The organism is Micromonospora sp. SYSU B005 (assembly GCF_055362685.1).
Map to the genome: position 1 here is coordinate 107,642 of NZ_JAXCFU010000005.1, position 19,930 is coordinate 127,571.

A 19,930-nucleotide genomic window follows, 5' to 3' on the forward strand; every position below is an offset into this window, starting at 1 on the left:
CGGAGGTCGTCGATGTCTCGGCCAGTCGCGTACCCCGTCGTGGCCGCCCTGGCGACGCTCCTCGTCACCGGAGTTCCGGCCGCCGCGGCCGCAGCTCGCGCGCCGGCCGGCTGCGCCTCGCCGCCCGCGCCGGCCCGCCCGGTCGCGGACCAGCCGTGGCCGCAGCAGCGGTACGCCCCGGACCGGCTCACCCCGCTCGCGACGGGCGCCGGAGTCGTGGTCGCGGTCGTCGACTCGGGTGTGGACCGGTCCCATCCGCAGCTCGCCGGCCGCGTACTCGACGGCGCCGATTTCCTCGACGGCGGCGGGGACGGCACCCGGGACTGCGCCGGGCACGGCACCGGCGTGGCCAGCATCATCGCCGCCGCCCCGCAGCCCGGCGTCGCGTTCCGCGGCCTCGCGCCGGACGCGCGCATCCTGCCGGTACGGGTCAGCGAGCAGCAGGTGGTCGAGGGACGGGAGTCGGGGCGTACTGTCGACGCGGCCGGGTTCGCCCGGGCCATCCGCTGGGCCGTGGACCACGACGCCGACGTGCTGAACCTCTCGGTCGTCCTGTACGCGGACGACCCGGCGGTACGCGCCGCCGTCGCCTACGCGGTGCGCCGGGACGTGGTGGTGGTGGCCGCCGCCGGGAACCTGCACGACAACGGCGACCCCCGGCCCTACCCGGCGGCGTACGACGGGGTGCTCGGCGTCGGCGCGATCGGGCGTGACGGGACACGCTCCGCGTTCTCCCAGACCGGCTCGTACGTGGACGTGGTCGCCCCTGGTAGCGAGGTGCTGATGGCGGCGCCCCGGTCGGGGCATCAGCGGGCGGAGGGGACCAGCTACGCCACCCCGTTCGTGGCGGGTACGGCGGCGTTGCTGCGCCAGTACCGGCCCCGGCTGAGCGCGGACGAGGTGGCCGGGCGGATCGTGGCCGCCGCCGACCCCGCGCCGGGGCGGGACGCGGGCTACGGCGCGGGGGTGCTGAACCCGTACCGGGCGGTGACCGAGTCGGCCGGCGCGACGGATTCCCGTACCCGGCCGGGTGCCGCGCTTCCCGAGGACCGCCCGGATCCGGCCGCACTGGCCCGCCAGTCCCGCCGGGACTCGGCCCGGGACCGGGCGCTGCTGGCCGCCGCAGTGGCGGGCGGGGCGGTGGTGCTCGTGGCGGCGCTCGCCCTGGTGCTGCCGCGCGGCGCGCGGCGACGCTGGCGGGCGGCCGACCCGGCCGGCACTGTCGCGCCGAGATGACGGCGGTACAGATGCGAAGTCGCGCGGCCCGGGTCACCTGCCCGGGCCGCGCGGCGTCGGTTCACTGGAACAGGTTGGCGTTGCGCTTCTCGGTGTCGAGGTAGTCGGCTGCGGAATCCTCCACAGCGAGCTTGATGTCGCGCAGCATCGCCTGGAGGTCCTGCGAGGCGGCCCGCCACCGGGACTGCCGCACCTCGTACGCCTCGCGGGCCTCGCCGTTCCAGCTCGCCACCAGCGGGGCGGCGTCGCGTTCGAGCTGACCGAGCTGGCTCTCCAGGGTGGACAACGCCCGTTGGATGTCGGCGCCGGCCTGTTGCAGGGCGGCGAAGTTGACGACCAGCACACCGTGCTCCATGAGTTCGATCCTTCCGGTTGTCAGAGAGGCAGCTGGATGCCGCGGTTGGTGCCCGCCACCCGGCCGGCGGCCTCGGTGTCGGAGACGTCGTAGTGGCGGCCGGCGCTGCGGATCGCGGTGGCGGTCTCGCGCAGCGCCCGCTGAAGGGCGGCCTGATCCTGCGCCCACTGTTGCTTGACCTGCGCGAACGAGCGCCCACCGGCGCCCCGCCAGGCCTGCTGCAGCACCTCCAGCTCGGCCATCAGGCCGCTGAGCATGCTCTGGAGCGACTGGTCGACCTGCTCGAACTTCGCGGCGGTCTGCTGCATCACCGCGGCTTCTGCCTGGGTCTGGGACATCCCGGACGTCACCTCGTCTCCTCGGTCGTGGCTGGCCACCGTGTGACCACCGTGGACTCGTCGGCGGGGGCCCGGGGCCGGTGGAGGGGGAAGCCCGGCGGCGGCGGACACGCAACTCGACGATTTCGTCGCTGACGGTAGCCGTCCGACTTCGGTTCTGCTACCCCTTCGGGCTCCCCTGTGGACAACTCGGCCACTACGATGAGCCACGGCAGCGTCACGCGGAGGCCCGGCGAGGAGGTGCGGTGACCGCCAGTACGTCGGAGCGGCCCGCGGCCGTCCCGGTTCGAGCACCACAGTGGACGAGCCGGTCGGCAGCGCGGCTGCGCGCCGGTCAGATCGTGGCGACCCAGGTCGCGGTGGCGGCACTGGTAGCGGCCGCCGGTCGAGGTGTCGTGCCGACGGCCGTCTCGCTGCTGGCGGCGGCCCTGCTGCTGCCCGCCGCGTGGGTGCGGGTGCGCGGCCGCTGGCTGCACGAGTGGCTCGTCACCGCCGCCGCGTACCTGACCCGGCGCCGCGCCCTGCCGGCGACGGCCGAGCCGGCGGCGCTGCTGGAGTTGCTCCGGCCGGGCGCGGTGGTGGGCGCGACCGAGGCGTCCGGCGGCGCGGCGGTGGTGCACGACGCCGCCGGCCTGACCGCGCTGCTGGAGCTGGGCGACCCGGACGACCTGCTCGGCGACCACGCGCCCGAGCTGCCCACGCCCTTCGACCTGCTTCCACCGGCCGGCCCGGACGCCCCCGCGATCCGGTTGCAGCTGGTGTTCTCGGCGTCGCCCGCACCCGCGCCCGCCGTCGCGGGGGGCCCGGCGGGTACGTCGTACCGTCAGCTCACCGACGGCCGGGTGGCCGGGCGGACCCGGGTGGTGCTGGCCGTCCAGGTGCTGCGCGCCGACGGCTGGCCGGACGAGGATCTGCTGCGGGCGCTGTCCGGCACCTTGCGGCGGCTCGTCCGCCGGCTGGGCCCGCTCACCGCACGGCCGCTCGGCGGCGACGCGGCGCTGCGGGTGATCGCCGAACTGGCCCACCACGAGCCCGGCGCCCCGGTGCGGGAGACCTGGCCGCTGCTCGCCGTCGGTGGCTTGGCGCAGGCCACCTGGCGTCTGCGCCGGTGGCCGGATCCGCGCGGCGAGGCGGCCCGCGGGCTGGTGGGGCGGCTGCTCGCGCTGCCGGCCACCGCCACCACAGTCGCGCTCACCGCCGGTCCGCGCGTCGGCGCGACGCCGGTCCCGGCCGAGCTGGCGGTACGGGTGGCGGCCGGGAGCGCGGCCGAGCTGTCGACCGCGGAGCGCACGCTGCGCCGGGTCGCCGGTGACGTCGGCGGCGAACTGCGCCGGCTCGACGGTGAGCACCTGGCCGGGCTGGCCGCCACGCTGCCGCTGGCGGTGACCGGCGGAGTCGCGTCCCCGGCCGGTTCGCCTCCGCCCGCGCTGGACCTGCCGCCTGCCACCGCCGGCCTGATGGTGGGCGCGAACCGGCACGGCGCCGCGCTCACCGTCCGCCTGTTCCGTCCGGCCACGACCCGGGTGCTGCTCGTCGGCGGCGTCGCAGCGGCGCAACTGCTCGTGCTGCGGGCGCTGGCGCTCGGCGCGCGCGTGGTGGTGCAGACCGGTCGTCCCCGGTTCTGGGAGCCGTTCGTACGGGGTGTCGGGACGCTCGGTGGCGGCGTACCGCTGCTTCCGCCGGGTCGTCCGGTCGGCGGCGCGCCCGGTTCGCCGCTGCACCCGCTGCTGGTGGTGGTGGACGCCGGCCCGGTGCCGCCGGAGGCCGGCCCGGCCGCCGCCTGGCAGTCGGTCCTGCTGGTCCGCGACGAGCTGACCCCGGCCGACACGCAGGCGCTGGCCCGCGCGGACCTGGCGATCCTCCAGCCGCTCGACCCGGACGAAGCCGCGCTGGCGGGCGCGGCGCTGGGCCTGGGCGGCTCCGCGGAGTGGCTGACCCGGATCCGGGACGACATGGTGGCGGTGGTCAACCGGCGGGCCCTGCGCTGGGCGCTGCTCTCGCCCACGCCCGTCGAGTCGCAACTGGTCGGTCGCCCGGCCCGGCACTGACGAGCCGCGCCGCCGCGTACCAGGTCGAGCCTTCCCCTGGTGGTACGGCCGTGGCACGATCCCGGCCATGGATTTCCTGAAGGGTCTTCTGATTCGCGTGGGTTCGACGGCGGTGGCGTTCTGGCTCGCCACCCTGCTCATCCCGGGCATCTCGCTCGACTCCGACTCGGCCACCGAGACGGTGATCACGCTGGTGCTCGTCGCGGTCATCTTCGGCGTGGTGAACGCGGTGCTCCAGCCGATCATCAAGACCGTGGGGTGCGGCTTCTACCTGCTGACCCTCGGCCTGATCGCGCTCGTGGTGAACGGCCTGCTCTTCCTGCTCACCAGCTGGATCGCCGGTGAGGCCGGGCTGCCCTTCCACGTGGACGGGTTCTGGCCGGAGGCGGTGCTGGGCGCGCTGTTCGTCGGCATCGTCACCTGGATCCTCGGCGCCGTCCTCGACCGCGACTGACGCCGGACCCCGGCCGGTCGCCCCGGCGGCCGGCCGGGCTCACGAGGCCAGCAGGAGGGAATTGGCTGGCGAGAGGGCGGGGCGGTGGTACTAGCCTCGGCCGCGTGTTCACAGTGACCCGCGCGGACGGCTACGAGATCAGCACCGACCCGGACCGGATCGACCTGGACCGGGTGCATGACTGGCTCTCCACCGACGCGTACTGGGCGCTGGGGCGCGAGCGGGAGACTGTCGCGCGCGCGTTCGCCGGCTCGATCGGCTTCGGCGTCTACCGGCCGGGTGACGGCCGGCAGGTCGCTGTCGCCCGGGTGGTCACCGACGGGGCCACGTTCGCCTGGCTGTGCGACGTGTACGTGGACCCGGCCGAGCGGGGTGGCGGGCTGGGCACCTGGCTGACCGGCGCGGTCCGCGACCACCTGAACGAGCTGGGCGTACGCCGGATCCTGCTCGCCACGCTCGACGCGCACGGGGTCTACGCGAAGATCGGCTTCCGGCCGGTCGCGGCGGATCGGTGGATGGAGCTGGATCAGCGGGTGACGCCGGTCACCGATAAGGACCAAGAAAAGGATCCACCACTTACGGTGGAGCGGTGAACCAGCTCCGGCTCGGCTACCTGTACGGCGTCGGCGCGTACCTGATCTGGGGTTTCTTCCCGATCTACCTGAAGCTGCTGCGCCCGGCCGGGCCGGTGGAGATCCTCGCGCACCGGATCCTCTGGTCGGTGGCGTTCGTGGCGTTGCTGCTCGCCGCCACGCGGCATGCCGGCTTCCTGCGCAAGCTGGCCCGGCGGCCTCGGGCGCTCGCCGGCATCGGGCTCGCCGCCGCGCTGATCGCCGTCAACTGGGGCACGTACATCTACGGCGTGAACTCCGACCGGGTGGTGGAGACGGCGCTCGGCTACTTCATCAATCCGCTGGTGTCCGTGCTGTTCGGCGTGCTCGTGCTGCGGGAACGGCTGCGCCGGGCGCAGTGGGCGGCACTGGGCGTGGGCGCGCTCGCGGTGGCGGTGCTCACCGTCGACTACGGCCGCCTGCCCTGGCTGGCGCTCACCCTGGCGTTCAGCTTCGCCGGGTACGGGCTGGTCAAGAAGCGGCTCGCACTGCCCGCCACGGAAGGGTTGTTCGTCGAGTCGGCGGTGCTGGCACTGCCCGCGCTGGCGTACCTGGGGTGGCTGTCGGCGCGCGGCGACTCGACGTTCGGGCACGTGTCGGCCGGGCACACCGCGCTGCTGGTGCTGGCCGGGGCCGCCACCGCGATCCCGCTGCTGCTGTTCGCCGGGGCGGCGAACCGGCTGCCGCTGTCCACTGTCGGCATGCTGCAGTACCTCGCGCCGATCCTCCAGCTCGGCTGCGGTGTGCTGATCTTCCACGAGCCGATGCCGCCGGCCCGGCTGGCCGGTTTCGCCCTGGTCTGGCTCGCGCTGGTGGTCTTCACCGCCGACGCCCTGCGCCACTCCCACCGCACCCGCCAGGCCGCCCGCACCCACGCCGCCCCCACCCCCATCCCGTCTCGCTGATCTTGCACTTTCCGCCCCGGCGAAAGGGGTGAATCGCCCGTACCGAGGGCCACAAGTACAAGATCAACGGAGAGAAGGGCAGGGTCAGCGGAGGTCGTAGGCCAGGACGGGGGCGTTCGTTCCTCGGAGCAACTCCAGGCGGACCAGCTCCCCCTTCGTGAAGCGGGTGACGCCGGAGAAGCGCAGGTCGTCACCGGGGGCGGCGAGCCACGAGCCGATCTGCTCCGTCGCGCCGTCCGGGCCGTGCGCCACCAGCCGGAACGTGTACGCCTCCCGGTGCCCGGCCCGCCTGTCGTACCCGCAGTGCATGGTGACCTCGGTGCCCCACGGCGTCTCGGTCAGCCCCACCTCGGCGTGCACCGGCACCGTCCCGGCCACCGGCCGCATCGAGGCCAGCGCCACCGGCGGCTTGGACGGTTCGGCCGGCGACTGCACGAGCCCCACGCCGACGCCCGCCAGCACCGCGAGCGCGGCGGCGGCCAGCGTCGTCAGCGCGTACCGTCGGCGGGAGCGGGACCGCTCGCGGCGCTTGCGCTCGCGCGCGGCGTCGAGCAGCGCTGGTACCCGTGACGTCTCCGGCCCGACCTCCAGGAACTGCTCCAGCCCGGCCGGGTCGAGCCGGCCCAGGAGGCCGGGCAGCACGGCGATCTCGGCCACCGCCTCCCGGCACTGCGCGCACCCGGCCAGGTGCCGCTCGTAGGCGACCCGGTCCGCCGGGGCGAGGGCACCGAGCACGTACGCCCCGTCGTCGTGCGCGAACTCGCAGCCTGTCACCCGGTCACCCCCCATCTCGGCCAGCGCCAACCGTAGTGAGCGCAGCGCGTAGTGGGTACGCGACTTCACCGTCCCCGGTGGAACGCCCAGCCGCGCCGCCGCCTCCGCCACCGAACGCCCCTGGTAGAAGCACTCGACAAGCACTTCCCGATGGGTCGGGCTGAGCCGGTTGAGCGCCTCGGCGACGATCCACGCCTCCACCGCACGCTCCGTCTCGTCGACCGTCTCCGCCGTCTCGGGCAGTTCGTCCGTGTAGACCTCGCCGACCCGGGCAGAACGCCGCCGCCAGGCGTCGATGGCGAGGTTCCGCGCGGTGGTGAACAGCCAGGCGCGTACCGAGCCGCGCCGCGGGTCCAGCGACTCGGGGTGCCGCCAGGCGCGCAGCAGCGTCTCCTGCACCAGGTCCTCCGCGCGGGGCCGATCGCCGTTGACGAGCCGCAGGGCGTGCGCGTACAGCGCGTCGGCGTGCTCGTCGTGCAGCGCGCGCAGCAGTTGGGCGTCGTGGTCGCTGATGGCGGTACCTCGCTTCCGGCGGCGGGGAAACCGGCGATGCGTTCGCCCTTCCATACGTGCCGTGACGCCGAACGGTTCATCCGCAGGTCAACGCGGAGCTGTTCACGTCCGGTTCAGGTCCGGGCCGATCCCCGCTCACCGTGCCCTGGCAGCGTCCGGCGGGTGAGCGCCCGGGCCGTCTCGCCCGCGCGCCTTCCGACGTTGAGATCAGGAGGCTCCACCTCATGAGCGACCGGCCTCGCCTGCTTCCGCTGCTGGGTGGCACCCGCCACGGCAGCCGCGACGCGATGACCTGTCTGTACCGGTGCGGCAACGCGTGCGACCACCCGGTGCCGAACCCGACCGACAACCCGTACTTCGGCGACGTGGTCGGCACCGAGATCTCCCGGCGCGGCGTGGTCCGGGCCGGCGCGGTCGGCGCACTGGTGCTCGGCTTCGGCGGCGCCGCCGCGGGCGCGCTGGCCGGCGCCGCGCCGGCCGCCGCCGCACCCGCCGCACCGCCGGTTCCCGGCGGCGGCGAGGTGCCGCCCGCCGGCGCGGGCCGCCCTGGCAGCGGCGCGCTGACCTTCAAGCCGATCCCGCCGAACAAGCTCGACACCCTCGTGGTCCCCAACGGGTACGACCACTCCGTCGTGATCCGCTGGGGTGACGAGGTCGTGCCCGGCGCGCCCGCGTTCAGCCTGGGCCGGCAGACCGCCGCCGCCCAGTCCAAGCAGTTCGGCTACAACAACGACTTCGTCGGCGTGCTGCCGATCGACAGGCGGCGCGCGCTGCTCGTGGTCAACCACGAGTACACGAACGAGGACCTGATGTTCCCCGGCTTCACCGGCCAGGACGCGCTCACGGTGGAGCAGGTGCGGGTGGCGATGGCCGCGCACGGCATGTCCGTGGTCGAGCTGGAGCGGGTGGAGAACACCGGGCAGTGGCGGCCGGTACGGCGTGGCCGGCGCGAGTACAACCGGCGGGTCACCGCGCTCGCCACCAAGTTCGAGCTGACCGGCCCGGCCGCCGGCTCGGCGTGGCTGCGTACCGCCGCCGACCCGAAGGGCCGGACGGTGATCGGCACGCTCAACAACTGCGCCGGTGGCGTCACCCCGTGGGGCACCGTGCTCTCCGGCGAGGAGAACTTCAACCAGTACTTCGTCGGCGGCGACGGCGCGCCCGAGGAGCAGAAGCCGAAGCTGGCCCGGTACGGCATCCCGACCGACGTGCGCCACCCGAGCGGCAGCCGCAAGTGGGAGCGGGCGGACGAGCGCTTCGACCTGGCCAAGCACCCCAACGAGGCGAACCGGTTCGGCTGGGTCGTCGAGATCGACCCGTTCGACCCGCAGGCCAAGCCGCGCAAGCACACCGCGCTGGGCCGGTTCAAGCACGAGGGCGCGAACGTCATCGTGGCGCGCAACGGCCGGGTGGTCGCGTACATGGGCGACGACGAGCGCTTCGACTACCTCTACAAGTTCGTCTCGGACAAGAAGTTCATGCCGGGGCAGTCCTTGGTGGCGCGGCGGCACAACCTGACGCTGCTGGAGTCGGGCACGCTCTACGTGGCGAAGATCGAGGGCGACAGCCCGGCCGCCGAGATCGACGGTTCCGGCACGCTCCCGGCCGACGGCGGGTTCGGCGGCCGGGGCCGCTGGATCAAGCTGGTCAGCGGCAACCGCTCGTACGTCGACGGCATGACCGCCGCCGACGTGCTCACCTTCACCCGGCTGGCCGGGGACAAGGTCGGCGCCACCAAGATGGACCGCCCCGAGGACGTCGAGCCGAGCCTGCTCACCGGCAAGGTCTACGTGGCACTGACAAACAACAGCGACCGCGGCAAGGCCGGCAAGGCGCCCGCCGACGAGGCGAACCCGCGCAACAGCAACAGGCACGGGCAGATCCTGGAGCTGGTCGAGGACCGCGGCGACAACACCGCCGAGACCTTCGCCTGGTCGCTGCCGATCGTCTGCGGCGACCCGGCGGACGCCTCGACCTACTTCGCCGGGTACGACAAGACGAAGGTCTCGCCGATCTCCTGCCCGGACAACGTCGCCTTCGACGCCACCGGCAACCTGTGGATCTCGACCGACGGCAACGCGCTGGGCAGCAACGACGGCCTGTTCGCCACCGCCGTCGAGGGGCCGGAGCGGGGTCACCTGAAGCAGTTCCTCACCGTGCCGCTCGGCGCGGAGACCTGCGGCCCGTTCATCACCGGCGACAACCGCTCGGTCTTCGTGGCCGTGCAGCACCCCGGCGAGGTGTCCGGCGCGTCGGTGGAGAACCCGGCCTCCACCTGGCCGGACGGCGACTTCGCCAAGCCCGGCGTGGTGGTCACCTGGCGCCTCGACGGCGGCCCGGTCGGTAGCTGACCCACCCCCTGGGCGGTCCGGCGCTGGACCGCCCCGCGAGGGGCCGCCGACCCACCAGGTCGGCGGCCCCTCGTCGGTTGTGGGAGACGATCCGCAGGCGATCGGCCCGCGCGGCGAGTCAGTTCTCGGAGGCGATCCCGTCGGCGATGGCGCGCGCGGCGGTGAGCAGTTTGGCGCGGACCACCCGGGCCGAGGTCATCATCTCGCCGGCCGGCAGCGCGCACGCCAGCACCACCCGGCGCTCGATGTCCTTGTCCGGGCTGACCAGCACCGCGGCGCACGCCACGCCCTGCCGGAACTGCCCCAGCTCCAGCTGCATGCCGCGCCGGTCACCGGCGGCCAGGTCCGCCTCGAACGCCTCGACGGTGGTGAGGGTGGCCGTGGTGAACGGGCGCATGCCGTACTCGCGCAGGTAGCGGAAGCGCTGTTCGGTGGTGAGCGTGGCAAGGAGGCTCTTGCCCAGCGCGGTGGCGTGCGCGCCCTCGTCGAAGCCCGGCACCAGGTCTTCCATGTAGGGCGAGCGCGGCCCCTCGGCGGACGCGGTCACCGCCACCTGCCCGCCGACGAAACGGCCGAGGTAGTGGCTCCAGCCGGTGTCCGACGCCGCGCGGCGCAGCGCCTCACCGACCGCCGGCGGCCCCCGGAACGCGGTGACCAGCTCGCGGTAGCGGTCGGCCACCTCCAACCCCACGATGTACGTCCCGTCCTCGCGCCGGATCACGTAGCCCTCGTACGCGAGCGTGCGCACCAGGTGGTACGTGGTGGCGACGGTCAGCTCGCAGCGCCGGGCGATCTGCTTCACGGTGAGCCCTCTCGGCGCACGGCCGACCGACTCGAGCACTCGAAGCGCGCGAGACACGCTACGGATCAGGTCCGAAGGTTCCGCCAAGGGGTCGCGCACAACCACCTCCGCCGCCGGGGACTTACACCATATGAAAAACCGGCCGAGTGCGAAATGCCTGTTCGGATGGAGGATGCCAGAAGACCAGACACAGACAGTGTGTCGACGGACACGATGAGCAGCCAAAACGTCCGGCGTAAGGTGTGCTCGCGATGACTGAAACAGTTTCGCGAGCCGCCCCTCCGGCGTCCCGGCACGCCGTCACGGTCGGCGCCGGCGCCACCCTCACCACGATCGTGTGCGTCCTGCCCGTCTTCCTGGTCGGCGGTCTCGCCGTCCAGCTCGCTGACGAACTCCGCTTCAGCCCGGCCGGGCTGGGCCTGGCCGTCTCGATCTACTTCGGCGTGAGCGCGCTCGCCTCGGTGCCCTCCGGCGCCCTGGTCGAGCGCTTCGGCTCGGCCCCGGTCGCCCGGGCCGCCATCCTGCTCTCCGCCGCCTCACTGCTGGCGGTGGCCGGGCTGGCCCGGTCGTACCCGGTCCTGGTGGCCCTGCTGGCCCTCAGCGCCGCCGCAAACGCCCTCGGGCAGCTCGCCAGCAACGCCGCGCTGGCCGAGCACGTACCCGCCCACCGGCAGGGCCTCTCGTTCGGCGTGAAGCAGGCCGCCGTACCGGCCGCCACGCTGCTGGCCGGTCTGGCGGTCCCCACTGTCGCGCTCACCGCCGGCTGGCGCTGGGCCTTCGTGGCCGCCGCGGTGGCCGCGCTCGCCGTGCTGCCGGCCGTACCCCGGGCCGGACGGGACGGGCGGGCCCGCACCGCCTCCGGTCGCCGTCCGGGCGGCACCGGCCCGCTCGTGGTGATCGGGCTGGCCGCGACGCTGGCGGCCGCCGCGGCGAACGCCCTCGGCACGTTCCTGGTCGACTCGGCGGCGGCGCGGGGCCTCTCCCCCGGCCTGGCCGGCCTGACACTGACGCTGGGCAGTGTGGTGTGCGTGCTCGCCCGGGTCGGCGTCGGCTGGCTGGCCGACCGGCGCACCAGCGGGCACGTCGGGCTGATCGCCGGGATGCTGCTGACCGGATCGGTCGGCCTGATCCTGCTCGCGGTGGCCGGCTCGGCGCCGCTGGTAGCGGGCGTGGTGCTCGGCTTCGGTCTCGGCTGGGCCTGGCCGGGGCTGATGAACTTCGCCGTGGTCCGGCTCCACCCGCAGGCCCCGGCCGCCGCCACCTCGATCACCCAGACCGGGGTGTACGCGGGCGGCTGCCTCGGTCCGCTCGGCCTGGGCGCGCTCGCCGGAGCGGCGGGCTACCCGGCGATGTGGCTGACTGCCGCCACAGCGATGCTCCTGGCCGCCTTCCTGATGCTGCTGGGCGCCCGCCTCCTACGCCCCACCCCCACTCGCGCTCTCCCCTGACTGTCCGCACCGGCCCCGCCCCCATCGCGACGATCATGAGGTTGGCGGTGCGACACGCCGGGGCGGGCGACCGTCAACCTCATGATCGACGGGAGCCCGAGCGGGTGAGGGTGGGCGCGCGGGGATCAGCGCGGGGGTCAGCTGGTGCGGTCGGCGATGTAGTCGCAGAGGGACTCCAGCGCGCGACGCGCCGGACCCTCGGGCAGCGGAGCCAGCCGGGCGCGTGCGTCCTCGGCGTAGCTGCGCACCGTCTCCCGGGCACGCTTGAGCGCCGGCGACTCCCGCAGCAGGCCCAGCGCCTCGGCGTGCAGCGCGTCGTCCACCAGCGGGCCGGTGGCCAGGATCTCGCGCAGCCGTACGCTCGCCGCGTCCGCGTCGTCGGAGGCCATCGCGTAGAGCACCGGCAGGGTGGGTACGCCCTCGCGCAGGTCGGTGCCGGGTGTCTTGCCGGACTGGACCGACTCGCTGGCGATGTCCAGCAGGTCGTCGGAGAGCTGGAACGCGACACCGATGATCTCGCCGTACTCGGCCAGGGCCTCGACGTGCTCGGGCGCCGCACCGCCGAACATGCCGCCGAAGCGGGCCGAGGTGGCGATCAGCGAGCCGGTCTTCTCGGCGATCACGTGCAGGTAGTGCGCGACCGGGTCGGTGTCGCGCGGGCCGACCGTCTCGGCGATCTGGCCGTGCACCAGCCGGGCGAACGTGCGCGCCTGCAGGCGTACCGCCTCGGGGCCCAGGTCGGCGGCGATGTCCGCGGCCCGGGCGAAGAGGTAGTCGCCGACCAGGATGGCGACCGAGTTGGTCCAGCGGGAGTTGGCGCTCGGGGCGCCACGCCGCACGGCGGCCTCGTCCATCACGTCGTCGTGGTAGAGCGTCGCCAGGTGGGTGAGCTCCATCACCACGGCGGCGGGGACGACCTGGTCGGCCTCCGGGTCGCCGAACTGGGCGCCCAGCGCCACCAGCAGCGGACGGAACCGCTTGCCGCCGGCCTCGACCAGGTGCCGGGACGCCTCGGTCACCAGCGGATCGGCGCTCGCCACGCTCGCCCGCAGGCTCGTCTCGACCCGGTCGAGCACGCCCAGCACGGAGGCTTCGACGCGCGGGTCGGCGAGGTGCAGGCCGAGCGCGCCGAACTGACCTGAACGCTCGCCAGCCGGGTTCGCCACGTCCTCAACCATGCCACACCCGTTCGACCTGCTCGTCGACGGGGATACGGGCCGGGGGCCGGTACGCCACGGCGTACCGGCCCCCGGTGGGAACACCTCTGTCATCTGACGAATTCGGCGGCGCCGGTGGTCAGGTCGAGCAGCGGGCCGGGCACCACGCCGAGGACCAGCGTGGCGAGCACGCCGATGACCAGGGCGGCCGAGGTGAGCGCGCCGGGCACGGTCACCGTCGGCGTGGACTCGCCCGGCTCGGACAGCCACATCATCACCACGACCCGCAGGTACGGGAAGGCCAGCACCATGCTGGTCAGCACGCCGGCGATCACCAGCCACGCCTGGTTCGCCTCCAGGGCCGGGCCGAAGACCGCGAACTTGCTGGTGAAGCCGCTGGTCAGCGGGATACCGGCGAAGGCCAGCAGGATGAACGTGAAGATCGCCGCGAAGAACGGTGACCGGCGGCCCAGCCCGGCCCAGCGGGACAGGTGGGTGGCCTCCCCGTCGGCGTCACGCACAAGCGTCACCACCGCGAACGCGGCGAGCACCGAGAAGCCGTACGCGGCCAGGTAGAACATGGTGCCGGAGAGCCCCTCACGGCTGGGCGCCAGCACACCGACGAGCAGGTAACCGGCGTTCGCGATCGACGAGTACGCCAGCAGGCGCTTGATGTCGGTCTGGGTGACCGCCAGCACCGCGCCGACCAGCATGGTCAGCACCGCGATCGCGCCGAGCACCGGGGTGAAGTCCCAGGAGGCCCCGGCGAACGCCACGTGGAAGACGCGCAGCAGCGCACCGAACGCGGCGACCTTGGTGCAGGCCGCCATGAAGCCGGTGACCGGGGTCGGCGCGCCCTGGTAGACGTCCGGCGTCCAGACGTGGAACGGCGCGGCGGCGGCCTTGAACAGCAGGCCGATGGCGAGCAGCGCCATGCCGGCGAACAACAGCACCGGGCTGGACGGGGAGTCGGTGACCGCGGCGTGCACGGTGGCGAAGTCGACGCCGGCCGTACGGCCCGGGATCCCGGAGGTGAAGCCGTAGATCAGGGCGACACCGAACAGGAAGAACGCCGAGGCGTACGCACCGAGCATGAAGTACTTCAGCGCCGCCTCCTGGCTCAGCAGACGCCGGCGGCGGGCCAGCGCGCAGAGCAGGTAGAGCGGAAGCGAGAAGACCTCCAGCGCGACGAACATGGTCAGCAGGTCGTTCGCCGCCACGAAGATCAGCATCCCGCCGATCGCGAACGACATCAGCGGGTAGACCTCGGTGGCACCGCCGACGCCCTCGGCCTGTCGCCGGTCCTCGGCCGACTCGGCGGTGACCGCGGCGTGCGCTACGAACGCGCCGCCCCGCTCCACCGTGCGCTCGCCGACGAGCAGCAGCGCCATCACCGCGAGCACCAGGATGGCGCCCTGCAGGAACAGCGTCGGGCCGTCGATCGCGATGGCGCCGCCGATGGTGATCAGCCGGTCGTCGGAGTTCAGAATCACCATGACGATCGCGGCGAGCATCGCCACCAGGGCGAGCCCGAGTTGCACCGCGTTGCGCAGGCGGCGCGGCACGAACGCCTCGACCAGGACCCCGAGCAGCGCCGCGCCCAGCATGATCAGGATCGGAGCGAGCGCCGCGTAGTCGATCGACGGCAGCTTGAGCTCGGTCATTTTGCGGCCTCCTGGACGCTGCCGACCTCAGGGGCGGGGTCGGACTTGCCGACGTCCTGCATGGTCGCCTGGACGGCGGGATTGATGACATCGGTGACCGGCTTCGGGTAGAAGCCGAGCAGCACGATCAGCGCGATCAGCGGCGCGACGACCACCTTCTCGCGCAGCGTGAGGTCGCGTCGCATGCCCTCGACCTCGGTCAGCGCCGGGTTCAGCGTGCCCTGCGTGGTGCGCTGCACCATCCACAGCACGTACGCCGCCGCCAGGATGATGCCGAGCGTGGCGATCACCGCGACCGGCTTGTTGACGGTGAACGTGCCGATCAGCACCAGGAACTCGGAGACGAACGGTGCGGTGCCGGGTAGCGCCAGCGAGGCCAGACCGGCGAAGAACAGCACGCCGGCGAGCACCGGGACCAGCTTGCCCGCGCCACCGAAGTCGCTGATCAGCGCCGAGCCGCGCCGGGCGATCAGCATGCCGACCACGAGGAACAGCAGGCCGGTGGCCAGGCCGTGGTTGAGCATGTAGAGCACCGCACCGGTGCCGGCCTGGGTGGTGAACGCGAAGATGCCGACGCCGATGAACCCGAAATGCGCGATCGAGGTGTACGACACCAGCCGCTTCAGGTCGTTCTGGCCGACCGCCAGCAGCGCGGCGTAGATGATGCCGATGACGCCGAGCGCCAGCGCCCACGGCGCGAACCAGCGCGACGCCTCCGGGAACAGCGGGAGGCAGTAGCGCAGGATGCCGAACGTGCCGACCTTGTCCAGCACGCCGACCAGCAGCGCGGCGGCGCCGGCCGGGGCCGCGCCACCGGCGTCCGGCAGCCAGGTGTGGAACGGGAAGAACGGCGCCTTGATCGCGAAGGCCACGAAGAAGCCGAGGAACAGCCAGCGGGCCGTGTCGGTGGCGAACTCCGCCTGGCTCAGCGCCTGCCAGTCGAAGGTCTTCCCGCCGACCACCCAGAGGCCGATCACCGCGGCCAGCATGAACAGACCGCCGACCAGCGAGTAGAGGAAGAACTTCACCGCCGCGTACTGCCGCTGGTGGCCGCCGTAGCTGCCGATCAAAAAGTACATCGGCACCAGCATGACCTCGAAGAACACGTAGAACAGGAAGACGTCGGCGGCGGCGAAGACGCCGATCATCGTGCACTCGAGGACGAGCAGCAGCGCGAAGTACGCGGGCACCGAGCGCTTCGACGCCTCGGCGTCGTGCCAGGACGCCAGGATCACCAGCGGCACCAGGATCGCGATCAGCATCAGCATGACCAGCGCGATGCCGTCCACCTCGAAGGTGAAGCTCACGCCCCAGTTCGGGATCCACGGGTACGACTCGCGGAACTGGAACCGGTCACCACCGGCGGAGAAGGCGAACCACATCACCACCGAGAGCACCAGCACCAGCAGCGACCAGCCGAACGCCACCAGCTTGGCCAGGTCCGGGCGGCTGCGGGGCAGCAGTGCCACCACCAGGGCGCCGACCAGCGGCGCCACGGTCAGCACCGAGAGGAACGGGAAGTTGGACATTATTCGGCCTTACCTCCGTCGTGACTGCGTGGCCCGCCGGCGGGGGCGGCCGCGTTGAGGTCGATCACGCCAACCACCCCGCCTGCACCGCCAGGAACGCCGCCACCACGAGCAGCGCGCCGGTCAGGATCGAGGTCGCGTACGACCGCACGAAGCCGGTCTGGAGCCGCCGGAGCCGGCCCGAGCCCCCGCCCACGGCGGCGGCCAGGCCGTTGACCAGCCCGTCCACGCCCCGGTTGTCGAGGAACACCAGCGCCCGGGTGAGGAAGATGCCCGGCTTCTCGAAGACCGCCTCGTTGAAGGCGTCCGTGTAGAGGTTCCGGCGGGCGGCGGTGACCACCACGCCGGCCGGCTGCGGCTCGGTGGCCGTACCGGAGCGGAACAGGAACCAGGCCAGCCCGGCGCCCAGCACGGTGACCAGCAGCGACAGCGCGGTGAGCAGCCAGTGCGCCAGCACCGGCGCGTGCTCCCCGCTCTCGGCGGCGAGTCCGTTGGTGGCGGTGAGCCAGTCCGGCACGGAGGTGGCGAGCAGGAAGCCCGCGCCGACCGAGCCGATCGCCAGCAGGATCAGCGGGATGGTCATCAGCTTCGGCGACTCGTGCGGGTGCTCGATGTCCTCGGTCCAGCGCTTCGGCCCGTGGAAGGTGAGCACGAACAGCCGCGTCATGTAGAACGCGGTGAGCCCGGCGCCGAGCAGCGCGGCCATGCCGAACAGCCAGGCCGTCCAGCCCTCCCGCTCGAACGCGGCCACGATGATCGGCTCCTTGGAGAAGTAGCCGGAGAACGGGAACATGCCGATGATGGCGAGCCAGCCCATCATGAACGTCAGCCAGGTGACCTTCATGTACTTGGACAGCCCGCCGAAGCGGCGGATGTCCACCTGGTCGTTCATGCCGTGCATGACGGAGCCGGCGCCGAGGAACATGTTGGCCTTGAAGAAGCCGTGCGCCAGCAGGTGCACGATGGCCAGCGCGTACGCGCCACCGCCGAGACCGACGCCGAGGAACATGTAGCCGATCTGGCTCACCGTCGACCAGGCCAGCACGCGCTTGATGTCGTCCTTGGCCGCGCCGATGATGCAGCCCATCAGCAGCGTGAGCGCACCGACGCTGACCACCACGAGCTGGAGCGTCTCGTTGGCCGAGAAGATCGCGTTGGAGCGGGCGATCAGGTAGACGCCGGCGGTGACCATGGTGGCCGCGTGGATGAGCGCGGACACCGGGGTCGGGCCCTCCATCGCGTCCGGCAACCACGCCTGGAGCGGGAACTGACCGGACTTGCCGGCCGCGCCGAGCAGGAGCAGCAGGCCGAGCACCAGCACGGTGGTCGAGGTCATCGAGCCGACCCCGTTGAACACCTCGTCGTACTGGGTGGTGCCGAGCACGGCGAACATGATGAAGATGCCGATGGCCAGGCCGGCGTCGCCGACCCGGTTCATCAGGAACGCCTTCTTGCCGGCGGTGGCCGCGCTGGGCCGGCCGTACCAGAAGGAGATCAGCAGGTACGACGCCAGGCCGACGCCCTCCCAGCCGAAGTAGAGCATCACGTAGTTGTTGCCGAGCACCAGCAGGAGCATGGCGGCGACGAACAGGTTGAAGTACGCGAAGAACAGCCGCCGGCCCGCGTCGTGCGCCATGTACTCCACGGCGTAGAGGTGGATCAGGAAGCCCACCCCGGTGATCAGCAGGACGAAGACCGCGGCCAGCGGGTCGAAGAGCAGACCGAAGTCGACCTTCAGGTTGCCGACCGCCATGAAGTCCCAGAGGCTCAGCTCGACCTGCTTGTTCTCCAGCCCGCGCAGCTGGAGGAAGTAGGTGAGCCCGAGCACGAACGCGGCGCCGATGGCGCCCACGCCCAGCCAGTGGCCCCAGCGGTCGGCCCGCTTGCCGAGCAGCAGCAGGATCGCCGCGCTGACCAGCGGGATCGCCACCAGCAGCCAGACACTGCCCAGCATCCCGTCCGCCGTGGCGAAGGTGACGGCTTCGGCTGGCTCAGACTGGGCGATCGTCAGAATCTGTTCCACCACGAGCCCCTCAGTACTTCAGCAGGTTGGCGTCGTCGACGCTGGCCGAGCGCCGGGTCCGGAAGATCGCCATGATGATCGCGAGCCCGACCACGACCTCGGCCGCCGCGACCACCATCACGAAGAACGCCATGATCTGGCCGTTCAGGTCGCCGTTGATCCGGCTGAACGTGACCAGGGTCAGGTTGGCCGCGTTGAGCATCAGCTCGATGCACATGAACAGCACGATCGCGTTGCGCCGGACCAGCACGCCCACGGCGCCGATGGTGAACAGCACCGCCGCGAGGATGAGGTAGTAGTCCGGGGTCATTTTTCGGTCCCCTTCGGTGCGGTCTCCTCAGCCGTCAGCTCACGCACCGGCATGATCTCCGGGATGCTGCGGTCGGTCAGCCGGCCGTCGGGCAGACGGGCCGGGGTGGCCACCGAGGAGGACGTGGCGTAGACGCCCGGGCCGGGCTTCGGTCCGGGGTAGTTGCCGGGGCGGAACCGCGCCTTCATGGTGGCGATCTGGTCCATCCGGTCCGCCTTGCGCCGCTCCACGTGCGCCAGCACCATCGCGCCGACGGCGGCGGTGATCAGCAGCGCCGAGGTCAGCTCGAAGGCGAAGACGTACTTGGTGAACAGCAGCCGGGCGATGCCCTGGACGTTGCCCTCGCCGTTGGCCTCGTCGAGCCCGACCGGCTGGACGCCGTCGAGCGCGCGGTAGAGGCCGGTGCCCACCAGGCCGGCGAAGCCGAGCCCGAGGACCACGGCGGCGACCCGCTGGCCGCGCAGCGTCTCGATGAGCGAGTCGGACGCGTCCCGGCCGACGAGCATCAGCACGAACAGGAACAGCATCATGATCGCGCCGGTGTAGACGATGATCTGCACCATGCCGATGAACGGCCCGGCCTGGAGCACGTAGAACACGCCCAGGCAGAGCATGGTCAGCACCAGCCAGAGCGCGGAGTGGACCGCGTTGCGGGCCCACACCATGCCGACCGCGCCGAGCAGGGCCAGCGGGGCGAGGATCCAGAAGGTGACCTCCTCACCCCCGGACACCTGGCCGGCGGCGGCGAGCACCGTTGCCGAGGTCATGCCTTGCCTCCCTTGCCCGCCGCGGCGGCGGACCGCTGCTCGGCCTGCTCGGCGCCGGGGAAGGTCACGCCCGGGTGCTCCTCCACCTGGTACCGGCCGGGGCCCATCGGCGAGCGCTCGGCGCCGGCCGAGGTGCCCGGGTTGGTGAGCGCGCCGACGTAGTAGTCCTTCTCGCTGTCGCCCAGCCGCATCGGGTGCGGCGGCTGCTCCATGCCTTCGAGCAGCGGAGCGAGCAGCTGCTCCTTGGTGAAGATCAGGTCCTGCCGGTTGTCGCGGGCCAGCTCGTACTCGTTGCTCATGGTGAGCGAACGGGTCGGGCAGGCCTCGATGCAGAGCCCGCAGAAGATGCACCGGGCGTAGTTGATCTGGTAGGTGCTGGCGTACCGCTCACCCGGGGAGAAGCGCTGCTCCTCGGTGTTGTCGCCACCCTCCACATAGATCGCGTCGGCCGGGCAGGCCCAGGCGCACAGCTCGCAGCCGATGCACTTCTCCAGCCCGTCCGGGTGCCGGTTGAGGATGTGCCGCCCGTGGTAGCGCGGCGCCGAGACCGGCGGCTTGAACGGGTAGTCGGTGGTGACGACCTTCTTGAACATGTGCGAGAAGGTGACACCGAAGCCCTTGAACGTTCCGGTGATCGCGCCCACG

The 19,930-nt window shown here is 72.5% G+C and carries 18 protein-coding genes and 1 pseudogene; 7 read left to right on the top strand and 12 right to left on the bottom strand.

The window, feature by feature from the left end:
* Nucleotides 1–12 precede the first annotated feature (12 nt).
* On the top strand, nucleotides 13–1,236 hold the full coding sequence (gene mycP, locus SM452_RS14115; protein ID WP_262015331.1) for a type VII secretion-associated serine protease mycosin: 1,224 nt from the start codon (nucleotides 13–15) through the stop codon (nucleotides 1,234–1,236).
* Nucleotides 1,237–1,297: 61 nt separating this feature from the next.
* Here the strand turns inward: mycP and SM452_RS14120 are convergent, their stop codons facing one another.
* Nucleotides 1,298–1,591, bottom strand: coding sequence for a WXG100 family type VII secretion target (locus tag SM452_RS14120; protein WP_135242906.1), 294 nt, complete (start codon nucleotides 1,589–1,591; stop codon nucleotides 1,298–1,300).
* 20 nt (nucleotides 1,592–1,611) lie between these two features.
* Nucleotides 1,612–1,929 carry a WXG100 family type VII secretion target gene (locus tag SM452_RS14125; RefSeq protein WP_262015330.1) on the bottom strand — a complete coding sequence of 106 codons (318 nt, stop codon included), beginning with the start codon at nucleotides 1,927–1,929 and terminating at the stop codon, nucleotides 1,612–1,614.
* Between the two features lie 245 nt (nucleotides 1,930–2,174).
* On the opposite strand from SM452_RS14125, the gene eccE reads away from it, so the two are divergent.
* The 4 genes from eccE (at nucleotide 2,175) to rarD (ending at nucleotide 5,947) form a co-directional block, all read left to right on the top strand.
* Nucleotides 2,175–3,977 carry a type VII secretion protein EccE gene (gene eccE / locus SM452_RS14130; RefSeq protein ID WP_463840070.1) on the top strand — a complete coding sequence of 601 codons (1,803 nt, stop codon included), beginning with the start codon at nucleotides 2,175–2,177 and terminating at the stop codon, nucleotides 3,975–3,977.
* A 67-nt stretch (nucleotides 3,978–4,044) separates the two neighbouring features.
* Nucleotides 4,045–4,431: a phage holin family protein gene (locus tag SM452_RS14135; protein WP_013283623.1), complete on the top strand. Its 387-nt coding sequence runs from the start codon at nucleotides 4,045–4,047 to the stop codon at nucleotides 4,429–4,431.
* A gap of 104 nt (nucleotides 4,432–4,535) precedes the next feature.
* Nucleotides 4,536–5,024: a GNAT family N-acetyltransferase gene (locus SM452_RS14140; protein WP_262015328.1), complete on the top strand. Its 489-nt coding sequence runs from the start codon at nucleotides 4,536–4,538 to the stop codon at nucleotides 5,022–5,024.
* Nucleotides 5,021–5,947, top strand: coding sequence for an EamA family transporter RarD (gene rarD / locus SM452_RS14145; RefSeq protein ID WP_262015327.1), 927 nt, complete (start codon nucleotides 5,021–5,023; stop codon nucleotides 5,945–5,947). The genes SM452_RS14140 and rarD overlap by 4 nt, the downstream gene beginning before the upstream one ends.
* 84 nt (nucleotides 5,948–6,031) lie before the next feature.
* On the opposite strand, the gene SM452_RS14150 is transcribed toward rarD, so the two are convergent.
* Nucleotides 6,032–6,721, bottom strand: coding sequence for an anti-sigma factor family protein (locus tag SM452_RS14150; protein WP_463840147.1), 690 nt, complete (start codon nucleotides 6,719–6,721; stop codon nucleotides 6,032–6,034).
* 9 nt (nucleotides 6,722–6,730) lie between these two features.
* Nucleotides 6,731–7,288, bottom strand: a pseudogene (locus tag SM452_RS14155) (sigma-70 family RNA polymerase sigma factor); the annotation flags it as partial.
* 170 nt (nucleotides 7,289–7,458) lie between these two features.
* Here SM452_RS14155 and SM452_RS14160 point away from each other — a divergent pair.
* On the top strand, nucleotides 7,459–9,585 hold the full coding sequence (locus SM452_RS14160) for a PhoX family protein (RefSeq protein WP_355512879.1): 2,127 nt from the start codon (nucleotides 7,459–7,461) through the stop codon (nucleotides 9,583–9,585).
* 118 nt (nucleotides 9,586–9,703) lie between these two features.
* Here SM452_RS14160 and SM452_RS14165 read toward each other — a convergent pair whose 3' ends face one another.
* Nucleotides 9,704–10,486 carry an IclR family transcriptional regulator gene (locus SM452_RS14165; protein WP_013283617.1) on the bottom strand — a complete coding sequence of 261 codons (783 nt, stop codon included), beginning with the start codon at nucleotides 10,484–10,486 and terminating at the stop codon, nucleotides 9,704–9,706.
* A 152-nt stretch (nucleotides 10,487–10,638) separates the two neighbouring features.
* Here SM452_RS14165 and SM452_RS14170 point away from each other — a divergent pair, with 152 nt between their 5' ends.
* Nucleotides 10,639–11,835 (top strand): MFS transporter, encoded by a 1,197-nt coding sequence (locus SM452_RS14170; protein ID WP_463840071.1) that lies wholly within the window; start codon nucleotides 10,639–10,641, stop codon nucleotides 11,833–11,835.
* Between the two features lie 137 nt (nucleotides 11,836–11,972).
* Here SM452_RS14170 and SM452_RS14175 read toward each other — a convergent pair whose 3' ends face one another.
* From SM452_RS14175 to nuoI, 7 genes are all read right to left on the bottom strand, one after another.
* On the bottom strand, nucleotides 11,973–13,013 hold the full coding sequence (locus tag SM452_RS14175) for a polyprenyl synthetase family protein (RefSeq protein ID WP_262016130.1): 1,041 nt from the start codon (nucleotides 13,011–13,013) through the stop codon (nucleotides 11,973–11,975).
* An 89-nt stretch (nucleotides 13,014–13,102) separates the two neighbouring features.
* Entirely contained in the window at nucleotides 13,103–14,656 is a 1,554-nt protein-coding gene (nuoN, locus tag SM452_RS14180; protein ID WP_262016131.1) for an NADH-quinone oxidoreductase subunit NuoN, read from the bottom strand.
* Nucleotides 14,653–16,185 carry an NADH-quinone oxidoreductase subunit M gene (locus SM452_RS14185; protein ID WP_120572072.1) on the bottom strand — a complete coding sequence of 511 codons (1,533 nt, stop codon included), beginning with the start codon at nucleotides 16,183–16,185 and terminating at the stop codon, nucleotides 14,653–14,655. The genes nuoN and SM452_RS14185 overlap by 4 nt, the downstream gene beginning before the upstream one ends.
* A 64-nt stretch (nucleotides 16,186–16,249) precedes the next feature.
* Nucleotides 16,250–18,211 (bottom strand): NADH-quinone oxidoreductase subunit L, encoded by a 1,962-nt coding sequence (gene nuoL / locus SM452_RS14190; RefSeq protein ID WP_463840072.1) that lies wholly within the window; start codon nucleotides 18,209–18,211, stop codon nucleotides 16,250–16,252.
* Nucleotides 18,212–18,218: 7 nt separating this feature from the next.
* The gene (gene nuoK, locus SM452_RS14195) at nucleotides 18,219–18,518 is read right to left on the bottom strand and encodes an NADH-quinone oxidoreductase subunit NuoK (RefSeq protein WP_013283611.1); all 300 of its coding nucleotides are present in this window, start codon (nucleotides 18,516–18,518) and stop codon (nucleotides 18,219–18,221) included.
* On the bottom strand, nucleotides 18,515–19,285 hold the full coding sequence (locus tag SM452_RS14200; RefSeq protein WP_262016132.1) for an NADH-quinone oxidoreductase subunit J: 771 nt from the start codon (nucleotides 19,283–19,285) through the stop codon (nucleotides 18,515–18,517). Before SM452_RS14200 ends, nuoK begins: the two co-directional genes overlap by 4 nt.
* Nucleotides 19,282–19,929 carry an NADH-quinone oxidoreductase subunit NuoI gene (gene nuoI, locus SM452_RS14205; RefSeq protein WP_013283609.1) on the bottom strand — a complete coding sequence of 216 codons (648 nt, stop codon included), beginning with the start codon at nucleotides 19,927–19,929 and terminating at the stop codon, nucleotides 19,282–19,284. The genes SM452_RS14200 and nuoI overlap by 4 nt, the downstream gene beginning before the upstream one ends.
* Between the last annotated feature and the right edge of the window lies 1 nt (nucleotide 19,930).

What these genes read in the sequence shown, in the direction of transcription:
- SM452_RS14160 (WP_355512879.1), top strand. Translation starts at nt 7,459, where the DNA reads ATGAGCGACCGGCCTCGCCTGCTTCCGCTGCTGGGTGGCACCCGCCAC.
- nuoK (WP_013283611.1), bottom strand. Translation starts at nt 18,518, where the DNA reads ATGACCCCGGACTACTACCTCATCCTCGCGGCGGTGCTGTTCACCATC.
- SM452_RS14170 (WP_463840071.1), top strand. Translation starts at nt 10,639, where the DNA reads ATGACTGAAACAGTTTCGCGAGCCGCCCCTCCGGCGTCCCGGCACGCC.
- SM452_RS14200 (WP_262016132.1), bottom strand. Translation starts at nt 19,285, where the DNA reads ATGACCTCGGCAACGGTGCTCGCCGCCGCCGGCCAGGTGTCCGGGGGT.
- SM452_RS14135 (WP_013283623.1), top strand. Translation starts at nt 4,045, where the DNA reads ATGGATTTCCTGAAGGGTCTTCTGATTCGCGTGGGTTCGACGGCGGTG.
- SM452_RS14175 (WP_262016130.1), bottom strand. Translation starts at nt 13,013, where the DNA reads ATGGTTGAGGACGTGGCGAACCCGGCTGGCGAGCGTTCAGGTCAGTTC.
- SM452_RS14120 (WP_135242906.1), bottom strand. Translation starts at nt 1,591, where the DNA reads ATGGAGCACGGTGTGCTGGTCGTCAACTTCGCCGCCCTGCAACAGGCC.
- nuoN (WP_262016131.1), bottom strand. Translation starts at nt 14,656, where the DNA reads ATGACCGAGCTCAAGCTGCCGTCGATCGACTACGCGGCGCTCGCTCCG.
- mycP (WP_262015331.1), top strand. Translation starts at nt 13, where the DNA reads ATGTCTCGGCCAGTCGCGTACCCCGTCGTGGCCGCCCTGGCGACGCTC.
- SM452_RS14125 (WP_262015330.1), bottom strand. Translation starts at nt 1,929, where the DNA reads ATGTCCCAGACCCAGGCAGAAGCCGCGGTGATGCAGCAGACCGCCGCG.
- SM452_RS14185 (WP_120572072.1), bottom strand. Translation starts at nt 16,185, where the DNA reads ATGTCCAACTTCCCGTTCCTCTCGGTGCTGACCGTGGCGCCGCTGGTC.